This is a genomic window from Flavobacterium selenitireducens, assembly GCF_014748335.1.
Classification (GTDB): Bacteria; Bacteroidota; Bacteroidia; order Flavobacteriales; family Flavobacteriaceae; genus Flavobacterium; species Flavobacterium selenitireducens.
This window is the reverse complement of record NZ_JAAVIY010000003.1, coordinates 182,097-208,896: the sequence shown is the minus strand read 5'-3', so window position 1 is coordinate 208,896 and position 26,800 is coordinate 182,097. Positions and strand designations below refer to the sequence as shown.

Below are 26,800 nucleotides of genomic sequence, written 5' to 3'. Positions count from 1 at the left end.
CTAAGCCCGGGTTTTTTTATATCTCACTTGGTTGATTTTGTAAAATGCGATCGCTAACGCCCCTATCCCCAATCCTATCAAGCCATTGTCAATAGGCAATCCCGGAGGAACCGGATCAGTTGGCGACGGCGGCGGCGGACCGCCCGGAGCCGCTAATGAAACGCCGGCAATCATGACCGCCGTAAGCGTAAACATCGCCACGGACGCAACTGTCAGTACTGTTTTTGGGACAAATTTCATAGGCCGTAAAAGTAAATAAAAAATCTTTTTAGCAAAATTTTTCAGCAAATAAATTAATTTTTTGAACAATAGGCAATGTTAATCCCCAAATACCTAATTTAATCAACACATTTAACAATTTCTTGTTATAAAATGAACATTCGCCAAATTTTGCGCTTGCAAATGTACGATTTCAAATCCAACTCCGGAACTTTTAATTGACATTAACGTAGAAAAGAGCGTTTTAGTTTTTTCCACCGTCCAGATATCGTTGCAAAATATCCAATTTCTACTAAGTGTAATCATTGATGTTGCAATTTTAACAAATGTTGGAGAATTAATTGTTGCGGTTTCCCGTATATTTAAGTAAAGCCCCATAAAATGTCAAGTAGAATAAGGGAGAAGCTGTCGATTCTCGCCGATGCCGCCAAATACGATGTTTCTTGTTCTTCAAGCGGAGGCAGTAGGAAAAATACGAACAAAGGTTTGGGCGACAGCAGCGCATCCGGAATCTGTCACACGTATACCGAAGACGGACGCTGTGTATCACTTCTTAAAATCCTGCTAACGAATCATTGTATTTTCGATTGTGCTTTTTGCGTTTCGCGAAAGAGCAACGATGTGCAACGCGCGGCTTTTACCGTCGAGGAAGTGGTTGACCTGACCATGAATTTTTACCGCCGCAACTATATAGAAGGCCTTTTCTTAAGTTCCGGAATTTTTAAAAATCCAGACTTTACCATGGAACGCTTGGTTCGGATCGTAAAAAAACTTCGACTCGAGCAACGCTTTTACGGCTATATTCACCTAAAAACGATCCCGGGTGCGAGCCAGGAATTGTTGACCGAAGCCGGCCTATATGCTGACCGGATGAGCATCAACCTGGAAATGCCGACAGAAGCCGGATTAAAACTTCTCGCTCCCGATAAGTCGCACGAGGAAGTCAAAAAACCGCTTGGCTTCATTCAGGAAAACATTGTGAGGTTTAAGGATGAAAAAAAACTGATCAAAAGCACACCTAAGTTCGTTCCGGCTGGTCAGAGCACGCAAATGGTGATTGGCGCCACTCCGGAAACCGACATGGAAATTATGTATAGCGCGGATGCCTATTACAAAAAATTCGAGCTTAAGAGGGTTTACTACTCCGGCTATATTCCGATCAGTTACGATGAACGAATGCCCATCATTGGCAGCCAGCCTCCCCTTTTGCGCGAAAACCGGCTCTACCAAACCGATTGGCTTATGCGGTTTTATGGATTTGATGTCAAAGAACTGCTCAATTTTCAAAATCCTCATCTCGATGTGGATATCGACCCGAAATTAGGTTGGGCGTTGCGCAACATGGACCAGTTTCCAATCGATATCAACACTGCGGATTATAAAATGATCCTCAGGGTTCCTGGAATTGGAGTGGGATCGGCCAACAAAATTGTGCAAGCCAGGAAATTCTGCAAACTTCGTTCAGATCAATTGCAAAAAATCGGGATCGCCTGGAATCGAGCCAAGCACTTTATCCGCTGTGCCGATAGCATTTTCGAACTCAACAATCCAGAAGCTTTTTCCATCAAATCGCGAATTCTTTCCGAAAGCAACAGCAAATACCTCAAAATTCCCCAAAATCAACTCACGCTGTTCTGACCATGATTACCTACGTATTTGACGGCTCATTCGAAGGTTTGTTAACCGCAATTTTTGACAGTTACGAGCTCAAGTCAATTCACGTATCGGTGATTTGCGAAAAACGCCATCAACCCGGGCTTATCGGAGACGACCACATAGTCACCACCGACGAAATCAAAGCCAGGCGGGTGTGGCAAGGCCTCAAGAAAAAGCTCCCTCCCGATTGGCAGCAGCGTTTCTACAATACATACTTGTCCGAATTGCCTGAAAGCTTCCAACACCTGTTTGACTTTGCCCACTATATTTTCGACAATCCGAAAGGAGCTGAGACGAATTTTGGCAATGCTTCGGTGATGGCCGTTTCCCAAACCGATAAAAGCGTAAATCGCGAACGACATCGCATGAAGGCCTTTATTCGGTTCCAGAAAACTTCCGACGGTATTTTTTATGCCCCAATCGAGCCGGATTACAACGTTCTGCCACTCATCGCTACCTTTTTTAAAAACCGTTACGCCGACCAGATGTGGATCATTTACGATCTCAAACGCAAATACGGCCTGTTCTACAATCTTGAAAAGGTCGAAGAAATCAAGATCGATTTCGTCAGTGAAACCGAGTCTTCGACCTCCTTCCTTCCGGCCAAAGCCGTAGACGAAAACGAAGAACTTTACGGGCTTTTGTGGAACGATTACTTCCGCAGTACGAATATACCGGCACGACGGAACATGAAACTTCATTTACAGCACGTCCCAAGGCGCTATTGGCGATATCTGACTGAAAAACAACACAATTGATCAAGGATCTTTCAACGTAAAAGTGACCGGATCTTCGATTTTGTATTCTCCTTTTTTATAGACTTCGCCAGTGCCAAGAATGAATTCGTACGTGTAAGTCGCTTTCGGGACGTCGAACGCGCATTCTTTCCCTTCTTTTGGCACGACGAGTTCCCGCGTGATTTCGTTTGCTTCCCTGTCGAGGCCCGTCATACGGAACGTCACTTTTTGTGCCATGCGGTTTCGGACACAAATAGCCTCCACAAACTTTGAATCTTTCTTTTTATCATCGGATCGCGCCATTTTCAAAATGGTCAGGCTTCCGAGCAACAGTTCACCTCCTCTCATAACCTTGTCGAGGTCCGACTGTGCGAAAAAAAAGAATGGGAACAGCAAAATGGCAATAAACGAAGAGGATTTCATGACAAAAGGATTTAGGCGTGTACAGCATAAAATTACGCCCGATCCCGCTTTGCCGGTTACAGAAAAACTGTACTAATTGTTAATTTTGAGTCGACGCTCTTTTTCCTTTCACGCTTATCCTGACCTTCCCGCTTTCTGGATCGTCAGAAGCGAGCAGATGCAGCACGATTCCGCGATGGCGCCGTTTCTCAAGTTCGGCCTCATCAGAAATTTCCTCGTCTTTTTTAGGGTTGCGCAGCGGCACGTCGATCAATAAATTCGTTCCGGATCCAAACGAGTAAACGCCTTCCACATCGAGGTTGAGCACATTGGAACTGATCTTCATCGGCGCAATGTGAACCTTCTCGCCCTTTACCTCGAACATCCCGTGTAAATCCTTGAACGCAATATTTTGTATGTCGCGCCTCCTGAAGGCAATCTTTCCGACGCTTTGTATGGGCTCGAAATTAAGCAACGCCCCGTCTCGCAATGAAAACTCACATTTTCCCTGCATCGATTTTGGCAACAGCGCACGTTCACCCGTCATGTGACCGCTCAATTTGGCATCTAGCGACAGTTTACCCGATAGGTTTTTGGACGTGAGGGTCTCCATACCAAAATTGTCGAACGACTGGAAAAATGTCCTTACGTTCACGTCTTTTACCTTTGCCGAAAATCTGTAATTTTCGCGTTTTACCGCATGTACCAATTCCCCTTCGATCTGGATGCGGCCGCCGGCGTGCTTCAACCCGGCTTTTTTGAGGTACATTCCAGATTCAGTGATGTCGACAATCGCCGTGGCCTCGCTTCCCGAAAACTTATTGTACGAGAGCTTGTCGATTTTCATAGCCATTCGGACCGAACTGCTTTCCATAAATTCGTTAAGCTCACTAGTAAAGTTCCCTTTTTTCTTGCTTGCTGTGGATCGCGTCTGACGTTTCGCAACCAATCCGGCAAATTCCATCAAATCGAGTTTTTTGCTGTAAACGTTCCAATTCAGCACGATTTTTTCGGGAGCGATATAATACAGGTTCAGGAAGTTTTCTACTTTTCCGTCCATCAGCACATCGCTTTTGGCGGTTTTTATGTGGATATTCCGGATGAACAAATCGCGCGAATTGAAATCAAGGTTGACTGAAACGTCCTCCAAACCGATTTTCTTCGGGCCGTAAATTAAATTGGCATTCGACACCGCGATTTTCCCGAGAATCTTGGGCCGTGCGAGCTTGTGGTCGATGACGTCGGCAGTGAAATCTACGTCGATTTCGGCCTTGCCTGCTTTAAAATCGAGCAGGTTTTTATCGACTATCGAATTTACGCGCGTCAGTTCAAAGCCGGAAATCAGTTTTCCTTTCGCGGTAGGATTGTCGAGGTCCGCGATGGAAATTACGGGCATTGAAAAGGGCACGGTTCCGTATTCGCCCGAGAGATTCCGAAGCAAAATGACCGAATTCGCGTCGCCAAGCGGCTTTTTTTTGTTGTAATTATTCGCAAAGGTTCCATCGAAATTGCACTTGGAAACCAATCCACCGGGAGTTTGCAGGTCGTTGTTGCGCACTTTGGCCTGGACGTAAATCAGCGGATCATCGAACGAATTGAAGTCGCCTTCGAGATCGCAACGCACCTCGATTGGTTTCGACATGTCGAACAACAACAGTTTTTCGCTGATATTACCGGACAAAAGCGCCGCCACATTTTTCCAAAGAATTTTCTTATTTACAAGGTGGATCGCAAAGCGGGCATCCGTTCCTTCAAAGCTAAATTCCGCGGCAAGCGTAAAATGTTCGTTCCCGATGTCGATTGGCTGTTGCACTAATCTGTAATTCGACAGGCCGTCGGCACGCACGTCGAACTTGCCTTTGAGCCGCTTGTTTTTGGAGAAACTGCCATGTTTGGTATTGAAGCTCATGCTCTCCACGAGAATATCGTAATCGACGTTTGCCTGCCATCCTTCGGCTCTCGGGTCGACTTTACCGTCGAGCTTGTTTACCTTGTAATGGTGAAGTTTGCGCCTTGCGGAATTTTCGATCCGGAACGCTACATTTTCCAAACGAAACTCTCGCCACTCGAAAGCTGTACCGCCACTTTTGCTTTCAGACGCAGGCTTTTTCTTAAAAACAGAGGTATTCGAATAACCATCGGCCGTCACAAAAATATCGACGGATGCATCTTCGATCGCGATTTTCCTGATTTCGACAGTACCCGAAATAAGCGCCAACACATTGACCGACACGTCTATCTTTGAGGCCGAGAGCAGCTTCCGATTGTGATCTGCAAAGTGCCTGTCGGTCAGCGCGACATCGACAAGCCGCAGCGAAACCCTCGGAAATCCGCTGAAAAACTCTGGCTTTAAATCGCCAATAACGAGTTTACCGTCGAGATTTTCGTTGAGTTTTTGGCTAACCTGAATTAACACATCGTCTTTGTTGCTTTGGATGTACAACCCGATCGACACGAATCCGATGACAAGCAAAATCAAAGGCACGGCCAACACCAACAGGATGATCCTGATCCATCGCCTATTGCGGGTTTTGGTAATTTTTGCTGCCGGATCCTGGATTTCCATTTCGAGAATGTTGTAATTCTTAAATATAGTCGAAATCGCGCGAATCCGTGTTTCTTTTGGGAAACCGTTGTCAACGCCTCACAAAAAAACCCGCCGAAGCAGGTTCTTGTCATGATGGAAAATGTTTCCGAAACCATTCGGACGCAAGCAACAGATCTTGCTCCGACAAACTGTGACCCGTAGCGATGCTGTGATCGTCCACCAAAAACCCGGCGCTCGAGAGAGCATTTGTATACTTTCGGTTCTCGTCTTTATCGACAGTGGGATCTTGAGAGCCGTTAGACAAAAACACCGGTGTCGGCCTGAGACTGTTTTTCTGGCGATTGTCCCGAAACGGCGGCATCGGCCGGAACAATATCGCACCTGCAAGGAAATCCGGATGCAGAACTAGCGTCGCCCCGGCGATGTTGGCACCGTTCGAATAGCCGAGAGCGACGATCTTCGTCACGTCGAAACCTTCTGACACGGCAACTTTTTCGAGAAAATGCTTTAATTCATCTGTTCGGAACCCGAGATCCTGTTCGTCGAAAATCCCCATCGCCTTTCGCTTGAAAAAACGCGGCATGCCGTTTTCCTCAACATTTCCTCTAACGGAAAGTACGTTGAATCCGTCGCCGAAATAATTGGTCAGAGACAACAAATCATGTTCGTTGCCGCCCGTTCCGTGCAAAAGCAGCAGCGTGAACGCCTCCGCCTTTCCGGCCGACCTGTAAATGTATTTTAATGGTGAATATTCCATGATAACTTAACTGATGGTGGGTAAAATAGCCTCGATCTGGGCGCGTTTGCTCTCGTGTTGTGCCGGAAGTTGGAGGCCTTTGCCCAAATCTTCAAGCGTTTCGTCTACCATAAAACCGGGATTGTCGGTAGCGATTTCGAACAGCACGCCTCCCGGCTCACGGAAATAAAGCGAATGGAAATATTGCCTGTCGATTTGCGGCGTAATGCTCAATCCGGACGCTGCTATCTTTTGTCGGAACTCCATCAGTGCGGCATCGTCTTTCACACGAAACGCAACGTGGTGGATGGTTCCGTTGGCGCCCCGTCCCTTTTCTTCGGACGGAATTTCGACGATATCCACGATCGCAGCGCTCTCGACGGCATCGGTTACATAACGGAAGCGATTGACATCCTGTTGCTGCAAGTGGTATCCGAAAATATCGGTGAGGACAGCGGCCGTCGCGGTTTTGCTGTTAAGCGTCAAGGTGATGTGATGAAAACCTCTTATTGCGAATTCGGACGGGACATCTGCGGTTATCCATGGTTTTCGGGCGTCATTTTCCACTTCGGTCAGTTCGAGCTTCAATCCGTCAGGATCGATAAAGGTCAGATACTGCTCTCCGAATTTGACGGCCGGTTTATTATAAATGACGTTTTGCTCGTCGAACCGTTTGATCCAGAAATCAAGGCTTCCTTTTGGTACGGAATACCCGATTTCGGTTGCCATTCCCGCTCCTCTTCTGCCTTGGGCAATCCGGTCGCCCCAAGGGAAAAACGTCAGGATTGTTCCGGCACTTCCGACCTCATCGCCAAAGTAAAAATGGTAGGTTCCCGGATCGTCGAAATTGACCGTTTTTTTGATGAACCTCAAATCGAGCGTCTTTGAGTAGAAATCAAAATTGCGTTGGGCGTTTCCGGCAAGGGCCGTGATGTGGTGCAAACCTAAAACTCTATTTTCCATGATAATGATATGTATTGGTTGATGGATCAAAAGTAAGCCGGCCCAAAACGGCCTGCATTGAACTAGGACAACAAATGCAAAAACCGGCTCCTTCGGGATCAGTCGAGCGGAACCGGCTTCAAGGAAATTAAAGCTACCACAGTTTTTCTACAGGGCGGAATGCTGGAATTCCTCGACGTCGGACATCGAAATGCCCAAAGCGGCAGCCACTCCCGCACCATAATCAGGATCTGCTTTAGCGCAATTGCGGATATGTCGTATCTGTATGAACTTTTCGGCCGGCGCGATCTGGGCGGCGGTGTTTTGGAACAGCAAACGCTTTTTCTCATCGGTCAGCAATCGGAACAAATTACCTGGCTGTGAGAAGTAATCCGTATCGACGCGATGATCCCATGCGCCCGCGTCACCGTGCAAGGCCAGCATCGGCTCTTTTTGATCGGTTTGCTGTTGCCATTGTCCGAAGCTGTTGGGTTCATATCCAATCGTTCCTCCGTAATTCCCATCGACGCGCATCGCACCGTCCCGATGAAACGCATGATACGGGCACTTGGACTGGTTGACGGGAATCTGGTAATTGTTTACGCCGAGACGGTATCGTTGCGCATCTCCGTACGAGAACAATCGCCCCTGGAGCATCTTATCTGGCGAAAACCCGATCCCGGGAGGAACATTGGCCGGATTGAACGCCGCCTGTTCCACTTCCGCAAAGTAATTTTCAGGATTTCGGTTGAGCTCAAATTCCCCGACTTCGATCAACGGATAATCGGCATGTGGCCAGACTTTCGTGAGGTCAAACGGATTGATGTGATAGGAATCGGCATCTTTTTCGGGCATGACCTGCACATAAAATTTCCATTTCGGGAAATCGCCTTTCCCTATCGAGTCGAACAGATCGCGTTGGTGACTTTCGCGGTCGCCTCCGATAATTGCAGCAGCCTCGGAGTCGCTGAGATTCTCAATACCTTGTTGGGTGCGGTAATGGAATTTCACCCAAAACCTCTCGTGTTGCGCATTGGTAAAGCTGAACGTGTGGCTTCCGAAACCGTGCATGTGACGGTACGATTTCGGGATGCCGCGATCGCTCATGACAATCGTGACCTGGTGCAGGGCCTCGGGCAACAGCGTCCAAAAATCCCAATTGTTGTTCGCACTGCGCAAGTTTGTCCTCGGATCGCGTTTTACGGCGTGATTGAGATCAGGGAATTTCATCGGGTCACGCATAAAGAACACCGGTGTATTGTTTCCGACGAGATCCCAATTGCCCTGTTGGGTGTAAAATTTGAGTGCGAAACCGCGAATGTCGCGCTCGGCATCGGCAGCACCGCGTTCGCCGGCAACGGTTGAGAAGCGAACGAACATGGGTGTTTTTTTCCCGATTTCCGAGAAGATGTCAGCCTTGGTGAAACGCGTAATGTCATGCGTCACGGTAAATTCGCCATATGCTCCAGAACCCTTTGCGTGCATGCGGCGTTCCGGGATGACCTCGCGGTCGAAGTGCGCCATTTTCTCTAGGAACCAAAAGTCTTGGAGCAAGGCTGGGCCGCGGGCACCCGCAGTTTGTATGTTTTGGTTATCGGGAACGGGCGTCCCGGTAGCCGTGGTAAGTTTTTTATTTTCCATGATTGGATGCTTCAGGTTATATGTTGCTCATCGGATCTTGTTTGAGTTGCGTTCTTTCGACCCGGGCGCGACTAAAAAAAGGGCCGTCTTGAAAATGCCAGATCGCGACGGCCCGAAACAAAAAGTTATTTTACCGAATACGGAAGCGATAAGTTTCCGCTGGCCACCGAATACACCTGGTAGACGCCAAGCATCGGTTTGGGGCCTTTGCCTCCATCGGTGTGTGTGGTCTTGCCGCCCGTGTTCACTTGCATGAAGCAGGCCACGGCGTCGAATTTAAAATCGGTTTTGCCGGATATGCGGTAGTCGGGAACCATCACACGGATCGTATTGCCGTTTGTCACCACCTGGTAACCGGGACTGTCCATGTACATCGCCATCCCGGGATTGTTGGCCGGAAGTTTTACCGAGTTGTCGGTTTTCTTGAATTCTTTGACGGCGAGTCCACCTTCGACGCGTTTGTCTTCGACGAGAATCACCCAATGCGGATGCCATATCACTCCGTCATTGCCGAAATTGCGGTCATAGTTCTCGTCCCACATAGGCGTATCGTCAAAATCAGGATGAGAAGTCAGGGCAAGGGCGACGATACCCTCAGTTGGGTTGAAACCGACATCGGTAGACTTCAATGTCGTTGGGAATACGTAACCCAGGACCGGTGCGCCGTTGAGTTGTCCGACACCTTTCGGCGTGGTGGCTCCGGCATTTCCCTTTACTTTGATTTCCCAGACCGTCATGCCGTAATCGGGACTTTTTGTTACCGATGCCGATTCGATGATAAAATCGTCGTTGTTGTAGCATTTGCCGCATTCGGGCGCAAACAGCAATCCCATGGCCGCGGCGGCCAGATAGAATAATTTTTCCATGTTGAAATGATTTGATGGTTGATAAAAAAATAAACGAATACGGGGCTGTGATTCCAAAATATTGAAATACAGCTACTTAAAATAAAAAGGATAGAGCGTAATAATGAAATTGCACTAGTCGCGCGAAATACCGCTAGCGAAGAACGTTGGTCAGCCTGTCGAGCAGTTCGGACAAGACCGCATTAGGTCGTGAGAAATGACGCGCTAAAATTTCCGTTTCGGATTGCACAAAGCGCGCGCTGACAAGCTCGTCCCGTCCGTTGATGACCATTTGTGCGATCGATGCCGGCGTCGCCTCGGGATGGAATTGGATGCCGAGTACATTATCCGCGAACGCGAACATCTGGTTTTTACAAGCGGGATTTTCCAAAAGATTTTGGGCAGATTCCGGCAGCTCGAACGTGTCGCCATGCCAGTGAAATACCGGGCTGTCGAAGTCCAGGCCGTCCAAAAGACGGTGATTTTCGCCCAAAGCGGTTTTCTGGACCGGAAACCATCCGATTTCCGTATCGGAATTTCGCACAACTTTCCCTCCGATCGCCTCGGCAATCAATTGGGAGCCGAGACATATCCCCAAAACCGGTTTTCCCGTCACAATGGTTTGCTTTATAAACCGCTTTTCGTCTGCAAGCCACCCAAATTGCTGTTCGTCGTAGATATTCATCGGCCCGCCGAGGATGACGAGTGCGTCGAAATCGAGCTGTACGGGAAAATCCGCAGCTTCAAAAAGTTTGGTAAAGGAAATTGTGTGGCCGTTTTCGAAAGCCCAATCGGAAATATGGCCCGGACCTTCATAAGATACGTGCTGAAGAATATGTAAGTTCATTTTCAGGCGGTTTTTGCCGAAAATTCGTTGCAGTCCACGCGTAATTCGGCATCGGAAAGAACAGTTTCGAGCAAGTTGCAATAATGGAAATCCTGCTGACGCGAGTGAAATCGACAATTGAGGCACATGCGCTGTAGCGAAATCACGCCCTTTGCATTGAGTTGGGAAATCAGCTGCAGAAGCGCCGTGTACATCGACTCTTTTTGCAGTTCGGGAAAGCTTTCGAGCGCTTGTTCGATATCAGATGTGAACCGCGCCGATCCCTCGGCTATCTGACGCCCGAAGTCGGTCAACGCCAAATTGAAGCTTCTCGAATCGGACCGATCCGACACTGATTGCACGAGCTCTTTCCTGATCAACGTCTTTACCGAATCACTGATGGTTGCCTTGGTCATGTTGAATTCCGAGGCGAGCGAACTCACAGTGGCCATTCCCGTGCGATGCGTATGGACAAAAACGAGAATCTGCACCTGGATCGGGCTCAACCCATACGTTTTGGCTTCCTGCCACAGCAAAACGCGGAAGGCTTCGGAGACTCTTTCGAGCCCTGATGCTATTTTCGCTTCCAGGTTATTTTGCCGTGGTTGGGTGTCCATTTCAGTTACAATTTTCCATTTCTACGATATAGTAGCCCTGTCGTTCAATGTCATCTACCACGGGAGGCGGCGCGACTTCGATGTGACAGTATCGGCACTCCTCGGAATTGAGCGTAAGACCGTTTTGCCCTTTCGCGGCCAGGTATTGCTGCCCAAATGTATGGATAATATTTTCGTCTTTGAGTTCGTCGGGAACGACAATGTCAAAATGCATAATCGATCCGTCGTTGCGGGTTACGTAAGTATCCCAAACTGCTACTTTCATAAGATTGTTGTTTAAGTTGTGGATAAATCCCGGAAGCCGGAACCTCCGGGATTGATGAATCAGGCTTTTACGTCTTCCATCGACGCTCCGAAATTGAGGTGGAGCACGTTTCCGTTTTTCAAAACCAATGCCGGCACTGATTTCAGGCCCGCCGCTTCAGCCTCGTCAATGCGATGTTTGGCAGTTGCAAGGTTGACGATTTCGACCTTTTCTTCTCCTATCAGGCTGATAACGTCGTGTTCTGCGCTGATACAAACCGGGCATCCGGCGTGGTAAAAAATTGCTTTTGTCATGAGATTGCGATTTTGTTTGGCTTCATTGCCGGCACAAATATAGTTAGGAATCCTAACTAATGACGCATTTTACATAATTTTAACAATTTTTTAAGATCATAAACCGGATCAATCCAAAGCAAATTTTGTTTTAATTCATTGACTGTTAGTAAATTACACTTAAACACAAATCGTCAGTCGGCAAGATTCCGCTAAACGCCAATCAATATGATATAAAGATGTGAGATGTCCGAAAACAAAAAAGCATTGGGATTGCCAATGCTTTTAAGATGGGTTTTACCGAAAAGGATTATTCTACGGTTACGGCCTTCGTGATGAATTCCGTAGCCGATTTCTTGAATTTCAGGTTGTAAGCGCCGGCCGCAGTTGGCTTGAACTTGTACACTGTGTCCTTGATCACGGCAGCCGCCTCGCAGTTATTCGATGCGTAACGCGCCACAAGTTCAATGGTTTTGGTAGTCCCGGTGGCCGACTCAACGTACCGTTGGAATTCGCCGCACGCATTGTCGACCGAATATTTTACGACATACGAAAGTTCCTGGTTTACGTCACCTTCAGACGGGCCCGTAATATCGGTCACATAAGCTACTTTCGTAACCGTTGAAGTGTTGGAGTCATCATCGCTGCATGATGCTGCACCCATTGCCAAAAATGCCATTACGGCAATTGCTTGAAATTTGATCTTTTTCATAATAAAACAATTTAATTTCCCTCTAGATTGTCCTATTTGACAAGGGTTGCGCCAGGTCTCGTGTTAAAGTATCGTCTTAAAAGCTAGTGTTCGCGTAGTAAATTGTCAGTCAAAACTTTATATGACTGTTACAAATTCAATTTTTTTCGATTTGTTTAGCGTCGACTGCGACCGAAGGCACTCAGGACGTAAAACCCACCTCGTTTCGAAGAAATGATGTAAAAAATCCTTGTTTGAGTTTGCGAACTTTGAGTCCCTGTAAGACCCCGACCATGATAAAATCCAAAATTGCACAATGTTGTTTGGCACTGTCCGACTTGAAGTGGAAAATCAGCTTTGCCGAAAGTGCGTCGGCGGGAAGGTTGAGCTATGAATTTTCATTGGACGCCAATTCGGGAAAAGTGCTTTTAGGAGGATTGGTAAGTTACGACGCTTCTCTCAAAGAGGAGCTTTTGCGAATTCCGAAATCTCTTGTGGAACGTTATACGCCCGAGTCGGCTGAAGTTACCAAGGCAATGGCGTTGTCGTTCCGCAAAATAAGCCATGCGGACGTTTGCGTAGCCTTGACCGGACTCACGTCTCCTGGCGGGAGCGAAACGCCTGAGAAGCCCGTCGGAACCATTTTTACCTGCATCGCTTTTCCAAACGATATACTGGAAGATCGCGTCGTCTTCGATGGCTCTCCCGAAGAAATCGCAAGCAAGGCCGTCGACCGTGTAGCCGATCTCTTGCTCCAGGTTTTGCTTGACAAATCCGAACAATCTAACGTAAAATAGCTGAAAATGGAGAATTACGATGAATACAAAACACAACAACTATCCGGCAAGCGCGTACTCGTAACCGGAGGCACGACCGGTATTGGGCGCGCAACCGCCATTTTGCTTGCGACCCTCGGAGCCAAGGTATTGGTATTCGGAAGACATCGTCAGGAACTCGATGATACGCTGGCATCCGTCGCAGACGACAATATTTCGCTTTCAGGGATCGTTGCCGACGCCTCGCGCCGGGAAGACCTTCTCAGGGTTTTCGAACATGTGGATTCCGAACTTGGCGGGCTCGATATCCTAATCAACAATGTTGCCTTGCCAGCTCAGAGTATCGTCGACACGGACTTTGAACACCGCGATTACATCCTGCAAACCAATCTGGCTTCTTACATGAGTTGTGCGCAGTTGGCGATCGACCGAATGAAATCAGACGGCGGGCACATCGTAAACGTAGGCTCGATGAGTGCCGAGGTCAGGGAAAAAGGAAGCAGCCTTTACGTGGCGACCAAATCGGCAATCGAAGGATTATCGGCATCGCTGCGCAAAGAGGTCAACGAAATGGGCATCAAAGTCACGTTGATCGAACCCGGCGCGACGGCTACCGACATGCAGGGAAACGACGCCGAAAAACTTGCCGAAAAAACACGCGAAAACGAAATGTTGACCGCTAACGACGTTGCCGTTGCCATCGCCTATGCGCTCTGTCAGCCAAAACGATGCGACGTTGTCCTGATCCAACTAAGGCCCCATCTCCAACTTATCTGATTTTAATTTCAATGAAAAATCCTCTAAGCGCGTGGGCTGCAACCGCCCAATCGGACATTTTGCACGGAAAGAATGTCGGAGAACTTCAGTTTGGCGAATTCCGGGTTGACATCGTCCAATCTCACAATTCGCTTTGGGCGATCTGCGAATGGCCCGGCGGAGGACGCGTGGCATTCCGTCCTGTTTTTACCTGGGGCGCCGTCATTGAAACGTCCGATGTCAAACAAACATCGCCCGACCAAGTCGATATCCGCATTTCATGTGCTCTCGGCGAATTCCGATGCACGATCACCTTTGCCGAAAGTATGCAGTTTCCTACGTTTCGCTACACTACATCGTTCATCTCGAAAGAGGATCTCTTCGTGCCGTTCAGCCCGCGCGACGTGTTGCCGCTGCCGGGAACGGGCCTGATTTCCAATTCAAAAGGCGAAATTCACGTATCCCAGGAAGGAACGCGTTCCGGACACCTTTATTTCAGCTTGTCGAAGCCGTTTGAAGGATCGGTTTTCTATTTCCAGAATCTTACCGCTTTGAGCGAATATTGTGACGCTACGGAAACGTCAGTTGGCGGTTCGGTTGGCGGAAGTTGGCCCGAAACGGGCTTCAGCCTTCCTCCAACTGTCAAAAAACCGATTCCTGCGGGCCGTCGTTTCATTATTTCCGACGCCTTCGTTTTGCCGTCTGTCGAAGTCCCGAAAAGCAAGGAAGCGGGTTGCAGGAACTATCTCGACTACCTTGCATCGGTCTACCTGTTGCTTCCAAAACCCGAAACAGTCTATAACGACTGGCCGAAAATTGCCAAAAAAGGCTTGTCCGACCTCGGGAGAAACAAAGGTTGCTGGACGCAGGCCGAAGGACACTCTTACCTCAACGCCTACGTTTGCGACTACGATACGCCTCCCGAAATCATGGTGCAACTGGCCGTGCTGGTGCCGCTGACGGAATATTTTGAGTGGCGCGGAGGCAAACCCGATGCGGTACGGGACGATTTGCGCAACGGCTTGCCCGCGTTTTATGACGAAAAGCTCAAAGTGGTCAGGCGATGGCTTCCGTCACTTGTACATCGGCTTGACGAATCAGAAGAACAAAAGAAAGAAGGCGTCATGGATTCCTGGTATTTGCATCATCCGTTGATGAACCTCGCCCGACTCGCCATCAAAAAAGACAAGATGGCCGAAAAAATCATCCTGGATTCCATTGCCTTTCCCATGAAAGTCGCCAAGCATTTCAACTATGAATGGCCCGTGTTTTATAATTTGGACACGCTTGATGTCGTCAAAGCGGAAACTGCCGAAGGTAAAGGAGGCGAAAAAGACGTTCCCGGCGCTTACGCCCATCTGATGCTCGAAATGAGAGATCTCACAGGGGACGATTTGTATTTCCGTGAAGCGATCACTTCACTCAAAAAACTCGAAGGACTCGGGTTTGAAATTTTTTACCAGGCCAACAATACCGCGTTCTCGGCCGCTACTTTGTTGAGGGTTTATAAAGAGACCGGCGAGCAAAAATATTTGGACTTGAGCTATGCCTGTATCGCGTGTTTGTTCCGCAACATGCAAATCTGGGAAGGCCATTACGGACTGTCGAAAAACTACTCCCGTTTTCTTTCTGTTTATCCGTTGGCCGAAGCTCCGTATATCGCGGCGTATGAAGAGGTCGAGGTATATGCTGCGCTTGTCTTTTATTTACAGGAGGCCGAGTCGATCGATTTGGCGCCATCGGTACGCTTGCTCGTCGCGGAATTCATACGGTATTTTGTTTTTCGGATGCCGTTCTATTATCCGACCGTTTTACCGCAGGAAGTGCTTTCGGACGAAGTCAAGACCGGCGAAATCGACAAAGATCTCTGGATCCCGCTCGAGGATCTCAGGGACGGTTGGGAAAAAAGCGGACAGGTCGGTCAGGAAGTCTACGGTGCTGCGGGCGCCGGATTCGGTGTAATGCCGAGACAATATCACAAACTCGGAGACAGCGGCATGATGTTGTTTTGCGATTATCCCGTCCACGGCTTGCGGATTTACCAAGACGGCCAAGTCACATTTCGCGTACAGGGCGACAAGCGGTTGACCTGCCGCATAAGGATCATAGGAGAATCGTTATCAGACATACGACTCTCCGCCAATAAAAACGAATTGGCATCAAAATCCGACGGAAAAGACTGGCGCGAATTTGAAGCAAATGGGGAAACCACTTATCGCCTCGAATGGTCGCGGAGCAACAAAGCGAAAACCAAAAACGGCCAACCAAAGAGCAGAAGACCGAAACACTCATCGTAGTTCGACAATAATTCATCTGGCAATGGCAAGCAGCAAAGCTATCGAGGTGTCGTTAGGCGCGCTATCCGAACGATTTGGAGCGGATGTGATGCAGCGACAAACCGTGTTATCGGCGTTGAACAGGGAAATCAATGCATTTGACCATGAGCCGTATCCGATACTGACTAACGCTTCGCCTACAACATTGACGCCTTTCCGATGGGGAATTGTTCCGCCTGATTGGACGAAAGATCCGGATTCGATCTGGCACCTGACTTACAAAGCCAAACTGGAATACCTCAACCGCCGATACGCCTGGAAGAATATCCAACGCAATCGTTGCATCGTTCCGGCAACGGCTTATTTTGAATATCATTGGAATGATCCTAAAGGAAAATCGAAAACCAAATTCCGAATCGAAAGTGCCGACTCCAAAATTTTCGGCATAGCCGGACTCTATGCTACCTGGAAAGATGGATCCGGCCAGGAACTTCACACCTACGCGATCTGCACCACGACGGGCAACGACGTCATGAAATTCGTGCACAACAAAGACATCGAGAAAGATTTTTACAGAATGCCGATTATGCTCAACAAAGCAGACGAGCGCGATTGGCTCGACGAACGCATTCCCGCTACCGATTTCGCTTTCCCCGCCTACAAACCGAACCTCAGAGCCGAACCCTGTCCGGGCGAAAATGGCATACAAACCACGTTATTCTGACGCCGTTAATTCTTGCGTTCGCCTATTTGCTGCCGCCAAAGCGCGTAATAAAGACCTTTCGCGGCGACGAGTTCTTCATGTGTGCCTTGTTCGGCGATTTTGCCTTTTTCGAGAACATAGATGGTATCGGCGTGCATGATCGTCGACAGCCTGTGCGCGATGAGGATCGTCATCTGCCGGCGATCTGCTGATATTTCGCGTATGGTTTGGGTGATTTGCTCTTCGGTAATTGAATCGAGGGCGGAAGTCGCCTCGTCGAAAATAAGCAAGCGTGGATTCCGCAACAGCGCGCGGGCGATCGAAAGCCGCTGCTTTTCGCCTCCCGAAAGCTTGCGTCCGCCTTCCCCAAGTATCGTATCGAGCCCGTCAGGTGCGTTGTTGAGGACGGTCGTGGCCGATGCTTTCCCGAGTGCTGCGAGCATTTCGGCTTCGGTCGCATCTGGTTTTACGAACAACAGGTTTTCGCGAATGCTCCCGAAGAAAAGTTGGGTATCCTGGGTCACGAATCCCATTTGGCGCCGGATACGGTTATAGCGCAAATCCTTGATCGAAACGCCGTCGTATAAGATGTCGCCTTCAACCGGCCGGTATAATCCGACGAGCAGTTTTACGAGCGTCGATTTCCCCGAGCCCGACGGACCGACAAAAGCGAGTGTATCCCCGAGTTTCGCCTTAAATGAAATATTCTGGATAGCGTTGAAATTGGCGTTGCGATGGCGAAAAACGACGTCCGAAAAGTGGAGTTCCGTCAACGGGCCCGTGTCGACCCAATCCTTCGGGCTGTATTCGACGGGCTTTTCGAGAATGCTGTTGAGCATCGTCAGTGCGGTTTCGGCTTCGCGCCACGACACGATGATATTGCCCAAATCCTGCAAAGGCCCGATGATGGCCGTGGAAATGAATTGCATCGAAATCAGTTCTCCCGTAGAAAGCACGTTTCGGAAAATCAGCCACAGCAAAATAAAAAGGATCGACTGTTTGAGAAAAATCAGGATGGTGCCTTGAAGAAAGCTCAGCGTGCGCATTTTACGGACTTTTGCCATTTCGGACACATAAATATCCTGGGTGTGTTTTTTCAGACGCCTGATCTCGGAATAGGTCAAGCCGAGACTTTTCACGAGTTCGATGTTGCGCAGGCTTTCTGTGATCGTGCCGCTCATTTGTCGGTTTTGCCGCATCAGCGAACGTTGCAGCGTCTTGATCGAGCGGCTTAACTGGCTTGTTATTCCGCCAAGTACGACGAATCCGATGAAAAAAACCGGGATCAACGCCCAGTGTTTGGTCACGGCGTACCACATCAAAAAACCAACGCCGACCAACGAAGAAAACAAGACATTGATGAATGCGGTAATGAATTTCTCCGTGTCGCTTCTAACTTTGAGCAAAACGGCCAGGATCTCGCCGCTCGTTTGGTCCTCGAACTCCTGAAACGGCAACCGCAACGTATGTCGCAATCCTTCGTTAAAAATGTCCATGCCGAATTTTTGTACGATCATGCGCAGCACATAATCCTTCAAGGACAGGAACAGGCGTGCCGCCAACGCAACGGCAACGGCAAGCAGCAACAGTTTCACGATGCCGACAGGAAGCTCGCCCTTTTGCGGCCGCAGCGCATAGCCGTCGACGATTTGCCCGAAAATGATAGGGTCGTACAACGCCAGGATTTGTGCGATCGCCGCCAGCATCAAAGCCAACGCTATCCATTTTGAGTAAGGTTTGAGGTATTTCCAGAAGATGCGCATGTCGATTAAGAAGATACGAAAATGTACTGTCTTGACAATACCGGACATCTAAAAACACAAAAGCCGAAACGAAACGTCCCGGCCTTTGTCCTCATCAGTAAGTAATCAAGGTTTTTTGGATAGCGGTTTGTCCGCCGTAGCGCCGACTTCCCCATCGGCTTCTGTATTTATCGCGTTGATCGCCGCGTCGCTTAACAACATGTCGGCTTCTTTTTCCTCGGCTAGCGTTTGGGCGAGCAATTTGGCTTCGTCGTTGAGCCCCAGCGTTTTCGCGAAGGTGTACAACGTGCCGTAAGTCGCGATTTCGTAATGTTCTACTTTTTGGGATGCCGCGATGATTCCCGCATCACGGACAGGCCCGTGCTCGGTTTCTTCGAGAATTTCCTCTCCTTCTTTGATAAGTCCGGCCATTGCTTCACACTTCTTGCCCTCGGCCTTTCCACCCATGAGTTCAAAGATTTCTTCGAGGCGGGTCACCTGATTTTCTGTTTGGGCGATGTGATCCTTTATCAGCGATGCGAGCCTTGCGGAATGAGCGTTGGCCTGCATCTTCGGAAGTGCCTTCAACAGGGCATTCTCGGCCCAGTAGATATCCTTTAGGCAATCCACGAACAGCGATCGCAAATCGGCAGCTGCATTTGGACCCGCCGTGGTTACATTGTTGGCATCCTGGGATCCGTCGTTTTCATTGGTAAGCGTTTTCATATCTGATTTTTTTTAGTTGGTAAGAATTGTTTCGCGTTCCCAGATGCGGTGATCACTCATGGCCTCGATAAAACGCTCGATGGATGCGGTGCCGCCGTCTCCCGAAATCAATCCCGGGTCGTCTTCGATCGCTTTGTTTTTTGTCAGGGAATCCAGAAGTGCTGCCGAAGCTCCCATCGCTCCGATGACTTTACAGTGTTTGTAAGCATCCTGGACGAATTCGACCACGTCAGGATCGGAAGCCAATTGCGATTGTGCGCCTCCGTCGGGAATGAAGACGGCATCGAACAATACAGAGGACGAGGTAAGGAACGAGAAATCGATAGGAAGTTCGCCTCCGTCATCGGTTGCCAAAAAGCCAAGATGAGGCGCGACTATGAATGCCTTAGCGCCGTTCTTGAGCAAGGTGATCTTTAAATCTGTTATGTTTTCCCCACTGGAACCATCGGCACAAATGACAGCGACCTTACGCGTTTCGATCGATGGTTTGACCGTCGGGTTGTTGATCATGCTGAGTGCATCCGAAGGCTCGTAGGATATTTGCTTTTCAGATGGTTGCTGAGCGTCGCTTCCCTCGGCACGAACGCCTTCATTTATTGGCCGCTCGAGTTTATCCGGAACCGGAAGACCCAATCCCTTACCTACTTGTCGGGCAAGATTTTCGTCGATTTTAGACAATAAACCGAGCATTCGCAAACGGATTGCCGTGGTATCGACTTTTCCGAGCTCAAACCGAAGCGCGCGAACAATATGCGATTTTTCGACCTCGGTCTGGCTGTTGTAAAACAATCGCGCCTGCGAAAAATGGTCGGAAAAACTTTCGCTTCTCGCCCTCACCTTGACCGCTTCGACTCGTTCGTTGAAACTGCTGAATCCACCTTGGCTTATCTTAGCTTGGTACGGGCAACCGCCTCCCAACGAATTCGGGTGGTAACTCACGCGGCCCACGTTGATTTCCTGTCGCATAAACCCGTCTCGCTGGTTATTGTGGACCGGAGCTATGGCACGGTTGATCGGGATTTCGTGGAAGTTCGGGCCGCCGAGACGCAGCAATTGTGTGTCGGTATAGGAAAACAACCGGCCTTGCAGCAATGGATCGTTCGTAAAGTCGATTCCGGGAACGATGTGGCCCGGGTGAAAGGCGATCTGTTCAGTTTCTGCAAAGAAATTATCGGGATTGCGGTTGAGCACCATTCGCCCCACTATGGTCACGGGAACCAATTCCTCTGGAATGATTTTCGTCGGATCCAACAAATCGAAATCGAACTTGAATTCGTCGGCTTGAGGCACGATCTGGACGCCGAGTTCCCATTCCGGAAAGTGGCCCGTATCAATCGCTTCCCAAAGATCCTCACGGTGAAAATCAGGATTTTTACCCGAAATTTTCTGGGCTTCGTCCCAAACCACGGCGTGTGTGCCCAATTTAGGTTTCCAGTGGAATTTGACGAAATGGGATTCGCCTTGTTCGTTAATGAGTCGGAACGTGTGCACGCCAAAACCTTCCATCATGCGATACGAACGTGGAATCGCCCTGTCGGACATCGTCCACATGATCATATGCATCGATTCCGGCATGAGCGAGATAAAGTCCCAAAACGTGTCGTGGGCCGAAGATGCTTGCGGGATTTCGTTGTGAGGCTCGGGCTTGACCGCGTGGACCAAGTCAGGAAATTTGGCCGCATCCTGTATGAAAAACACCGGAATGTTGTTTCCGACAAGGTCAAAATTACCTTCCTGTGTATAGAATTTTACGGCAAAACCGCGGACGTCGCGAGCCAGATCGGTAGAGCCGCGGCTCCCGGCAACGGTAGAAAATCGTGTAAAGACGGGTGTTTTTTGGCCGGCCTTCTGTAAAAATCCGGCTTTGGTGAATTGCGGGATCGGATTGGTGACTTCAAAAAAGCCGTGAGCTCCGGAACCTCTGGCGTGCACGATTCTTTCCGGAATCCGCTCGTGATCGAAATGCGTGATCTTTTCGCGCATGATGAAGTCCTCGAGCAGGGATGGCCCTCGCTCGCCGGCCTTGAGCCAGTTATTGTCGTCGTTGATCCTGACGCCGTGGTCGGTAGTCATGAATTTATTGGTACCATCTGATTTGTTCAGCGAGAAATCGCGTTGCTTGTCATCCTGATGGTTTGCAGAAGTGTCGTCTTGTGCCATAATTGTCCTGTGTTCGTTTATCCAAAGAAACCTTTTAGATACGATCTGAACCTTACACAATTAGGCGGAAATGAGGTAGCTTTGGATTAGTTATCTCGTACAATCAACTTGGTTGGATCAATTTTCGTCCTCGCGAAGCTTGAAATAGATAACGGGTGACACGAATGGAATCAACAGCGTGAGCAAAAGTAAAAGGGTTTTGTTTTTCAGTTGGCTTTTCCAGATGTCATACAAAGTTACGATCCAAAAAATGCCAAATGTCCCCAAACCGACCGCTACGAACAAGGTTTCGGGATAACCCTGAAGTTTGCAGAATACGCCAAAAGCGGTCGCCGCCATCGTGATGACGAGAAGGGCGCCAAGAAAGGTACTTTTTGAAATTTCCATTACTGCCAACATCCATGATTTCCGACGAAAGTTACATAATTCCCATGAACTTAAGACGGGCTAATTTTTGATACGATTAAAACCTTAAATTAATACCGCTCAAATCGACTACTATGAAAAAATTATCAGCCGCATTCCTGATCCTTTTGGCGTTGGGTTGCGAATCAGGAGATCATCCCGTATCTACATCGGGACAGAAGACCAACTCATCTGTAAGCGAGCCCGGCGCCGATTACGCCAGGACATCCCAAGGTGACCTCGATTTCAAAAACGCGATGCGCGAACGCTACGGCGCATCGACCGAATTCGGATCGCACGGCCTCATCACGATTACGTATCCCGACCAAAAAAAACTCTACATCGCTTCCACTCAAGATCCCAACATTGTGATTATCGAGGGAAGCGCGATCAACGACGGCAAATATAAGTTGGTCTATGATGCCGACGAGACCAAGTCGCCAGACCAGCGATTGTCCATTACGACGATGCGATTACCTGTCAATCCTTGTGTGAATCATCCGATAAACGAAACCTTCGGACAATGTTTCGTGCGCGAATTCCAAGCGTTTTGCGACGGATTCACGGGATGCGCGGCAATCGCGACGAATCCCGTCGGCGTTTCGGCAGCAATCGGCGCGCATTGTGCGTTGTGCAGATAAACGAAAGGCGAGTAAGCCCCACCTTTTTCATTGTGCTTCGTATTGCTTGGTTTGCTGAATGTCGCTTTGGACTTGCCGGCTCCACTGCTGTTGCTTTATCTCGTTGAAATTCGCTTCACTGTCGTAACGATAGTGGCGGGCGGTTGCCTCTTCGAGATAGCGGTTATATACTTTTTGATAACTGGGAACTTCGGAAACTTTTTTGCGGTTCAGGCTGTCGAACGCCTTGCGAATCTTGCGTGCGTATAGTTCATGAAGATCAAAATGCACCTGCTCATGATTCAACGTATAGTTATCATTCGTGGTTGTCCAGGATTTACTTTTAATAAAATAGGTTCCGATTTTAAATTTGGGAATGTCACCTTCCCAATGGCCATCAGAAATTTCGACGACAACGGTAGACATAGCGGCAAGGTTCGACCTGGCCGTATCCGGAACCCCCTGAAAATCGGGCCAGGTCAACTTTTTGGTCGACGACCAAGGTATCTTGTCGATGTCCTGCGGCATGGAATCGAAATACGAGCGTGGTTCGTTCGATACGAATACGATACAGAGGGCCGCGAACAGAATTTTGTACATCATTTGTTGGTTACCGTAAAGGTGGCGTCAGGTTGACTTCCATCCGTTTTTATTTTTCCGACGCCAATCGACAACTGCTTGGGTTTTACACCACGACGGATGAGGAATTTATATATCGCATTAGCCCGCGCGGACATCAAACCACCAAGCGTTCCCGTTTTACCATCAACCGTTGTCAAGGAATTCAGGGTTGCCCCCCTACCGGAGGATACCGATACACTCGTTGAAATCATAAAATGAACTTGCGGGAAATCTTTCAGCGTTTTTAGCATGTCTCTCATCGTTCGTTCGGTTAACGGTAGATTCAACGTACTCGAATTCCCGGCGAACTGAATGTGGCGATTATAGGTCTTGCCAATCTCTATTGGTTTATTGTCCAATGTCGGGACCGGTTTAATCTTAGGTCGGGGAGTCGGGGTTACGAACCTTGGGATAGTGATGTCGACATTTGAAATCGAATTATCTCCTTCAACCAACCCGGCACCGTCCATGTCGAGCGCGGTCAATTTGTCCCTGTCCTTTACCGGCTTGCTTTCCTTCTTTGTTTGCCTTTTGTTCCCTCCGCCGTCGAAAACATCGGAAAGCCACTCGTTGATGACCGGGAAATCCGGCCGAATCCATGCCCCTCTAACGGATTCTTGTGTATACTTATTGCAGCTGCAATCATTTCCTATGCTTTGGATTGCCCCCCACAAACGCTTGAGGAGATTGACAATGACGTTGAAAAACCCTAATCCATCCTCGTCCATGTTGAGTACCGGATTGTTATCGCTTACAACATAAGGAGACTGATAGCTCGTAAAATCAGCCATGGGGTCCATCGTCGTAAAACGCCCAATATCTGGCATGTAGTGCCTAAATCCAAAATCGTAGAAGTTTATTCCGAGCTCGTCCTGCCACTCCTTCCCGTTGTATTTATAATTGAAGGATTTCGGACAATCTGTACACGGACCGACTCCGACTCCGTCTATATAAGCGCTCCTCGACATGTTGTAATTGTTGTGCTTGAGCCCAAACGGGTAATAATTGTTTTCTTCGAGAATCTTCACTTCACCCGTTTCGCTGTCGGCAGCATACCTGATTCGAATATTTCCGAGGTGATCGACATAGTTATAGACATATCGGAATATCAGTCCTGAAGATGTCAAACTCGCCTCGAGGTTCCCTTCGGAAGTAGAAACGAAATCGAGTGTGCCGTCCGTATATTGGAAAATTCCCAAATAATCGGTATTGCCGGAACCGGTGGTCGACGTCCATGACTTTGCAACCTTATCGCCTAAGGCATTATAGGTATAGATAACGTTCTCCGATGTGTTCTTTTCGACGCCTATAGGCAAATTCAAATGGTTGTACGTAATTACTTTGATTCCTTTGTTCTTATCGATGATCAGGTTTCCGTAGGCATCATAACCATAATCGTTGCCGCTGATGTTGCCGTCGTAGAATCCGGAACCGATACTGGAGTTGTCCGTTACCTTGAGAAGTCGATCTACTTTATTCAGGTCATAGACATAAGATAAATTGTCGATTTCAAGAAAATACAGGTTGTCGTCGTATTCCCCATTTCGGGTCAGGAGCGTGATATTCCCATTCTTGTCGTAATCGACGGCCTCATTGTAACTATTTGTTTCCGGTGTCGGATTGCCGGGTTTTTCATAGTTGGCGTCGGTCAGGCGATATAAGTCGTCATAAAAATAGCGGTAGCGTCTCTGAATCATATCGTTCCTTGTCTTCCATTGGGTCTCTGAAATGTTTCCGTTATACATGGCCTCACCCGGTGTTGGCGGTAAAAAATCATTGTCGGGGCTTGGCGTTTCGTAACGTATTTGGAACTTGAACAAGTCGTCCGGATCATTCCCTTGAAAAATTGGCAAGTTCGTCGAAGGTTCCCCTATGTAGTTGATATCGGTGAGCCATCCGCGAATGTTGTGATAGTACTCTACTTTTTGGAGGCATTCCAATCCGGAAAGATCCGATCCTCCGACCCTCTTGACCAACACGTTTCCTAATTCGTCATACTCTTGCTTTAACAGGGATTCGGTGGGATTCCCGTTAACTGTGTGCAGCGTCTTTGCCAAGAGCCCTTGGGGGGTGTAGGTATGTCCTTGTTTTATCAACACATTCGTGTTTGAAGCGGAAGACGACGTGTACTTGTGCTGTATTTCTTGATTTAAAAGCTGGCCTGCAAAGTCAAGTTTGGCATCGCTATAAGTATATCCGCCAAGATGATTTAATTTATGGTTTCTCACTTCGCGTCCATAAATATCGTACAGCAAGTGATTTACTTCCCTCCTGTAGGCTGTGGTTGCCTCTAATACCCTGGCATAAGTCCCGGTCGGCAGTCCTTTCGGCTTGGTTGTTTGATTGTAATGCACTGCCTGGCTGGCATCTGACATTACAAAGGAAGGTATTGTTGCGGGGGCATTCGGAAAGTTATAATCGTCATAGTAATTCACCGTCAACACATGGAAAGTTGTGGTTGGCCAAGCCACATTACTGTATCGGAAGGCGACCCCGTTTACCGTTGTATTGGTTGTCGTCGCCGTTTTGGTTTCACTGAAGTTGGTCATCTCGGCATCCCGTTCAGCCTGCCTTGCCTTCCAACTGATGCTATCGGCCGCTTGGGCCATCCAGCCTGTGAGGACCACCCGGTCGAGCGCGTCGTATTTTGTGATCAACCACCCGTTGTTGTTTCTCACGGTATTAGTGAATGGCGATGCCACGGGTCCATTGGCAACAACGCGATCCAGTTTGTCGTAAACCATGAATTCCCACGATTTTCCCGGAAGCTTCTTGTGGGCGATCCGCTCACGCCTGTCGTAGCGGTATTGATAACACTGGCCGTTCAGTTTACCTTGGGTCAATGTTCCGGTTACGGCCGGCGGAATGACATAAGTAAGATTTCCAAATTGGTCATAGACATAATACGTGTCGTGAGGATCGCTCAGGTTGTAGCGTCTTTTGAGTATTACCCGCCCCTGGACGTCCTTAAACTCCTCGGTCGTGCGATTCAACCCGTCGCCCGTTTCCCAGTTTTCATCTTTTGTCACGGTTTTGTACAGCCTTCCGGCGGGATAGCTGTTCGCACCGCCTTCGTCGATCATCGGCTTAAAGACGCCAAGTCCGGCATCCCAGCTGGAAATCGCGGTGATGAGCTTGACTTCGTTGTTGAGGTTGGCCTGATAGTCGAACTTGATCTCGTGGCCGGATCCGATCTGCCAGCTATAGCCAGGAGCTCCTTGTTTAAGCGTACGTCCTAATGGAGAAGCGTCGAGCCTGCGTTGGAAAAATGATATATCGCCGAGATACTGCGGATAATTGGACAAAGCCGTATTCACCGTCAAACTATCCCGGAAAAGCATCGTGGCATCCGAGGCGGGAGCAGGTAGATAATCCTTGGTTTGACGACCAAAATCATCATAGCGGATCGAGTTCACGATGTCTTTCCCACTGGCCGATTGTCGATGTGAAATTTCCTGTATCGGTTTGCCCAAGCCGTCAAAATAGGTAACGCTTACCTTGGCCTGTTCCGGCGTGGGATTCGCAATGGTCGTATTGGTGGGCACCCGATATACGGTAGCTTTTGTATAATTTTGATCAACGCTTTGGCCCCACCCCGCCAAAGGCAATACTAACGAA

General features: G+C 48.7%; 25 protein-coding genes. 7 read left to right on the top strand and 18 right to left on the bottom strand.

The annotated features are described in order from the left end of the window. The gene (locus tag HC229_RS06845; protein ID WP_223845551.1) at nt 1–309 is read right to left on the bottom strand and encodes a hypothetical protein; all 309 of its coding nucleotides are present in this window, start codon (nt 307–309) and stop codon (nt 1–3) included. A 291-nt stretch (nt 310–600) separates the two neighbouring features. Here HC229_RS06845 and HC229_RS06840 point away from each other — a divergent pair, with 291 nt between their 5' ends. Both HC229_RS06840 and HC229_RS06835 read left to right on the top strand, forming a co-directional pair. Next, nucleotides 601–1,857: a putative DNA modification/repair radical SAM protein gene (locus HC229_RS06840; RefSeq protein ID WP_191019722.1), complete on the top strand. Its 1,257-nt coding sequence runs from the start codon at nt 601–603 to the stop codon at nt 1,855–1,857. A gap of 2 nt (nt 1,858–1,859) precedes the next feature. Beyond that, nucleotides 1,860–2,633, top strand: coding sequence for a TIGR03915 family putative DNA repair protein (locus HC229_RS06835; protein WP_191019721.1), 774 nt, complete (start codon nt 1,860–1,862; stop codon nt 2,631–2,633). Here HC229_RS06835 and HC229_RS06830 read toward each other — a convergent pair whose 3' ends face one another. From HC229_RS06830 to HC229_RS06780, 11 genes are all read right to left on the bottom strand, one after another. Continuing rightward, the gene (locus tag HC229_RS06830) at nt 2,634–3,035 is read right to left on the bottom strand and encodes a hypothetical protein (protein ID WP_191019720.1); all 402 of its coding nucleotides are present in this window, start codon (nt 3,033–3,035) and stop codon (nt 2,634–2,636) included. A gap of 79 nt (nt 3,036–3,114) precedes the next feature. Next, the gene (locus HC229_RS06825) at nt 3,115–5,580 is read right to left on the bottom strand and encodes an AsmA family protein (RefSeq protein WP_191019719.1); all 2,466 of its coding nucleotides are present in this window, start codon (nt 5,578–5,580) and stop codon (nt 3,115–3,117) included. 109 nt (nt 5,581–5,689) lie between these two features. Next, a complete protein-coding gene (locus tag HC229_RS06820; protein WP_191019718.1) occupies nt 5,690–6,319 on the bottom strand; it encodes an alpha/beta hydrolase in 630 nt (209 codons plus the stop codon). 6 nt (nt 6,320–6,325) lie between these two features. Next, complete coding sequence (locus tag HC229_RS06815; protein WP_191019717.1) at nt 6,326–7,261, bottom strand: ring-cleaving dioxygenase; 936 nt, start codon at nt 7,259–7,261, stop codon at nt 6,326–6,328. 147 nt (nt 7,262–7,408) lie between these two features. Then, entirely contained in the window at nt 7,409–8,881 is a 1,473-nt protein-coding gene (locus tag HC229_RS06810) for a catalase (RefSeq protein WP_191019716.1), read from the bottom strand. A gap of 125 nt (nt 8,882–9,006) precedes the next feature. After that, nucleotides 9,007–9,747, bottom strand: coding sequence for a hypothetical protein (locus tag HC229_RS06805; RefSeq protein WP_191019715.1), 741 nt, complete (start codon nt 9,745–9,747; stop codon nt 9,007–9,009). Nucleotides 9,748–9,880: 133 nt separating this feature from the next. Further along, nucleotides 9,881–10,573: a type 1 glutamine amidotransferase gene (locus HC229_RS06800; RefSeq protein WP_191019714.1), complete on the bottom strand. Its 693-nt coding sequence runs from the start codon at nt 10,571–10,573 to the stop codon at nt 9,881–9,883. 2 nt (nt 10,574–10,575) lie between these two features. Beyond that, nucleotides 10,576–11,169, bottom strand: a complete 594-nt coding sequence (locus HC229_RS06795; protein ID WP_191019713.1) for a MarR family winged helix-turn-helix transcriptional regulator — start codon at nt 11,167–11,169, stop codon at nt 10,576–10,578. Nucleotide 11,170: 1 nt separating this feature from the next. Then, nucleotides 11,171–11,434 (bottom strand): DUF2024 family protein, encoded by a 264-nt coding sequence (locus HC229_RS06790; RefSeq protein ID WP_191019712.1) that lies wholly within the window; start codon nt 11,432–11,434, stop codon nt 11,171–11,173. A gap of 59 nt (nt 11,435–11,493) precedes the next feature. Further along, entirely contained in the window at nt 11,494–11,727 is a 234-nt protein-coding gene (locus HC229_RS06785; RefSeq protein WP_191019711.1) for a thioredoxin family protein, read from the bottom strand. 289 nt (nt 11,728–12,016) lie between these two features. Further along, a complete protein-coding gene (locus HC229_RS06780) occupies nt 12,017–12,418 on the bottom strand; it encodes a hypothetical protein (protein ID WP_191019710.1) in 402 nt (133 codons plus the stop codon). A gap of 272 nt (nt 12,419–12,690) precedes the next feature. Between HC229_RS06780 and HC229_RS06775 the strand changes: the two genes are divergently transcribed. The 4 genes from HC229_RS06775 to HC229_RS06760 are packed head-to-tail and all read left to right on the top strand — an operon-like array spanning nt 12,691 to nt 16,929. Beyond that, nucleotides 12,691–13,194 (top strand): CinA family protein, encoded by a 504-nt coding sequence (locus tag HC229_RS06775; RefSeq protein ID WP_191019709.1) that lies wholly within the window; start codon nt 12,691–12,693, stop codon nt 13,192–13,194. Nucleotides 13,195–13,200: 6 nt separating this feature from the next. After that, on the top strand, nt 13,201–13,950 hold the full coding sequence (locus tag HC229_RS06770) for an SDR family oxidoreductase (RefSeq protein ID WP_191019708.1): 750 nt from the start codon (nt 13,201–13,203) through the stop codon (nt 13,948–13,950). Between the two features lie 11 nt (nt 13,951–13,961). Next, nucleotides 13,962–16,226, top strand: coding sequence for a hypothetical protein (locus HC229_RS06765; RefSeq protein ID WP_191019707.1), 2,265 nt, complete (start codon nt 13,962–13,964; stop codon nt 16,224–16,226). A gap of 22 nt (nt 16,227–16,248) precedes the next feature. Beyond that, complete coding sequence (locus HC229_RS06760) at nt 16,249–16,929, top strand: SOS response-associated peptidase (protein WP_191019706.1); 681 nt, start codon at nt 16,249–16,251, stop codon at nt 16,927–16,929. 5 nt (nt 16,930–16,934) lie between these two features. Here the strand turns inward: HC229_RS06760 and HC229_RS06755 are convergent, their stop codons facing one another. From HC229_RS06755 to HC229_RS06740, 4 genes are all read right to left on the bottom strand, one after another. Next, the gene (locus HC229_RS06755; RefSeq protein WP_191019705.1) at nt 16,935–18,671 is read right to left on the bottom strand and encodes an ABC transporter ATP-binding protein; all 1,737 of its coding nucleotides are present in this window, start codon (nt 18,669–18,671) and stop codon (nt 16,935–16,937) included. Between the two features lie 105 nt (nt 18,672–18,776). Then, the gene (locus HC229_RS06750; protein ID WP_191019704.1) at nt 18,777–19,376 is read right to left on the bottom strand and encodes a YciE/YciF ferroxidase family protein; all 600 of its coding nucleotides are present in this window, start codon (nt 19,374–19,376) and stop codon (nt 18,777–18,779) included. A gap of 12 nt (nt 19,377–19,388) precedes the next feature. Next, on the bottom strand, nt 19,389–21,536 hold the full coding sequence (locus HC229_RS06745) for a catalase (protein WP_191019703.1): 2,148 nt from the start codon (nt 21,534–21,536) through the stop codon (nt 19,389–19,391). 117 nt (nt 21,537–21,653) lie between these two features. Beyond that, a complete protein-coding gene (locus tag HC229_RS06740; RefSeq protein WP_191019702.1) occupies nt 21,654–21,935 on the bottom strand; it encodes a hypothetical protein in 282 nt (93 codons plus the stop codon). Nucleotides 21,936–22,036: 101 nt separating this feature from the next. Between HC229_RS06740 and HC229_RS06735 the strand changes: the two genes are divergently transcribed. After that, on the top strand, nt 22,037–22,582 hold the full coding sequence (locus tag HC229_RS06735; RefSeq protein WP_191019701.1) for a hypothetical protein: 546 nt from the start codon (nt 22,037–22,039) through the stop codon (nt 22,580–22,582). Between the two features lie 27 nt (nt 22,583–22,609). Here HC229_RS06735 and HC229_RS06730 read toward each other — a convergent pair whose 3' ends face one another. Both HC229_RS06730 and HC229_RS06725 read right to left on the bottom strand, forming a co-directional pair. Continuing rightward, a complete protein-coding gene (locus tag HC229_RS06730) occupies nt 22,610–23,161 on the bottom strand; it encodes a hypothetical protein (protein ID WP_191019700.1) in 552 nt (183 codons plus the stop codon). Continuing rightward, entirely contained in the window at nt 23,161–26,727 is a 3,567-nt protein-coding gene (locus tag HC229_RS06725) for a DUF6443 domain-containing protein (RefSeq protein WP_191019699.1), read from the bottom strand. Before HC229_RS06725 ends, HC229_RS06730 begins: the two co-directional genes overlap by 1 nt. Nucleotides 26,728–26,800: the final 73 nt, after the last annotated feature.

Bases quoted from the DNA above. Each gene is read 5' to 3' on its own strand.
- HC229_RS06825 (WP_191019719.1), bottom strand. From the start codon at position 5,580: ATGGAAATCCAGGATCCGGCAGCAAAAATTACCAAAACCCGCAATAGG.
- HC229_RS06760 (WP_191019706.1), top strand. From the start codon at position 16,249: ATGGCAAGCAGCAAAGCTATCGAGGTGTCGTTAGGCGCGCTATCCGAA.
- HC229_RS06815 (WP_191019717.1), bottom strand. From the start codon at position 7,261: ATGGAAAATAGAGTTTTAGGTTTGCACCACATCACGGCCCTTGCCGGA.
- HC229_RS06835 (WP_191019721.1), top strand. From the start codon at position 1,860: ATGATTACCTACGTATTTGACGGCTCATTCGAAGGTTTGTTAACCGCA.
- HC229_RS06755 (WP_191019705.1), bottom strand. From the start codon at position 18,671: ATGCGCATCTTCTGGAAATACCTCAAACCTTACTCAAAATGGATAGCG.
- HC229_RS06790 (WP_191019712.1), bottom strand. From the start codon at position 11,434: ATGAAAGTAGCAGTTTGGGATACTTACGTAACCCGCAACGACGGATCG.
- HC229_RS06820 (WP_191019718.1), bottom strand. From the start codon at position 6,319: ATGGAATATTCACCATTAAAATACATTTACAGGTCGGCCGGAAAGGCG.
- HC229_RS06805 (WP_191019715.1), bottom strand. From the start codon at position 9,747: ATGGAAAAATTATTCTATCTGGCCGCCGCGGCCATGGGATTGCTGTTT.
- HC229_RS06785 (WP_191019711.1), bottom strand. From the start codon at position 11,727: ATGACAAAAGCAATTTTTTACCACGCCGGATGCCCGGTTTGTATCAGC.
- HC229_RS06740 (WP_191019702.1), bottom strand. From the start codon at position 21,935: ATGTTGGCAGTAATGGAAATTTCAAAAAGTACCTTTCTTGGCGCCCTT.
- HC229_RS06840 (WP_191019722.1), top strand. From the start codon at position 601: ATGTCAAGTAGAATAAGGGAGAAGCTGTCGATTCTCGCCGATGCCGCC.
- HC229_RS06775 (WP_191019709.1), top strand. From the start codon at position 12,691: ATGATAAAATCCAAAATTGCACAATGTTGTTTGGCACTGTCCGACTTG.
- HC229_RS06765 (WP_191019707.1), top strand. From the start codon at position 13,962: ATGAAAAATCCTCTAAGCGCGTGGGCTGCAACCGCCCAATCGGACATT.
- HC229_RS06745 (WP_191019703.1), bottom strand. From the start codon at position 21,536: ATGGCACAAGACGACACTTCTGCAAACCATCAGGATGACAAGCAACGC.
- HC229_RS06735 (WP_191019701.1), top strand. From the start codon at position 22,037: ATGAAAAAATTATCAGCCGCATTCCTGATCCTTTTGGCGTTGGGTTGC.
- HC229_RS06810 (WP_191019716.1), bottom strand. From the start codon at position 8,881: ATGGAAAATAAAAAACTTACCACGGCTACCGGGACGCCCGTTCCCGAT.
- HC229_RS06830 (WP_191019720.1), bottom strand. From the start codon at position 3,035: ATGAAATCCTCTTCGTTTATTGCCATTTTGCTGTTCCCATTCTTTTTT.
- HC229_RS06750 (WP_191019704.1), bottom strand. From the start codon at position 19,376: ATGAAAACGCTTACCAATGAAAACGACGGATCCCAGGATGCCAACAAT.
- HC229_RS06780 (WP_191019710.1), bottom strand. From the start codon at position 12,418: ATGAAAAAGATCAAATTTCAAGCAATTGCCGTAATGGCATTTTTGGCA.
- HC229_RS06730 (WP_191019700.1), bottom strand. From the start codon at position 23,161: ATGTACAAAATTCTGTTCGCGGCCCTCTGTATCGTATTCGTATCGAAC.
- HC229_RS06795 (WP_191019713.1), bottom strand. From the start codon at position 11,169: ATGGACACCCAACCACGGCAAAATAACCTGGAAGCGAAAATAGCATCA.
- HC229_RS06800 (WP_191019714.1), bottom strand. From the start codon at position 10,573: ATGAACTTACATATTCTTCAGCACGTATCTTATGAAGGTCCGGGCCAT.
- HC229_RS06770 (WP_191019708.1), top strand. From the start codon at position 13,201: ATGGAGAATTACGATGAATACAAAACACAACAACTATCCGGCAAGCGC.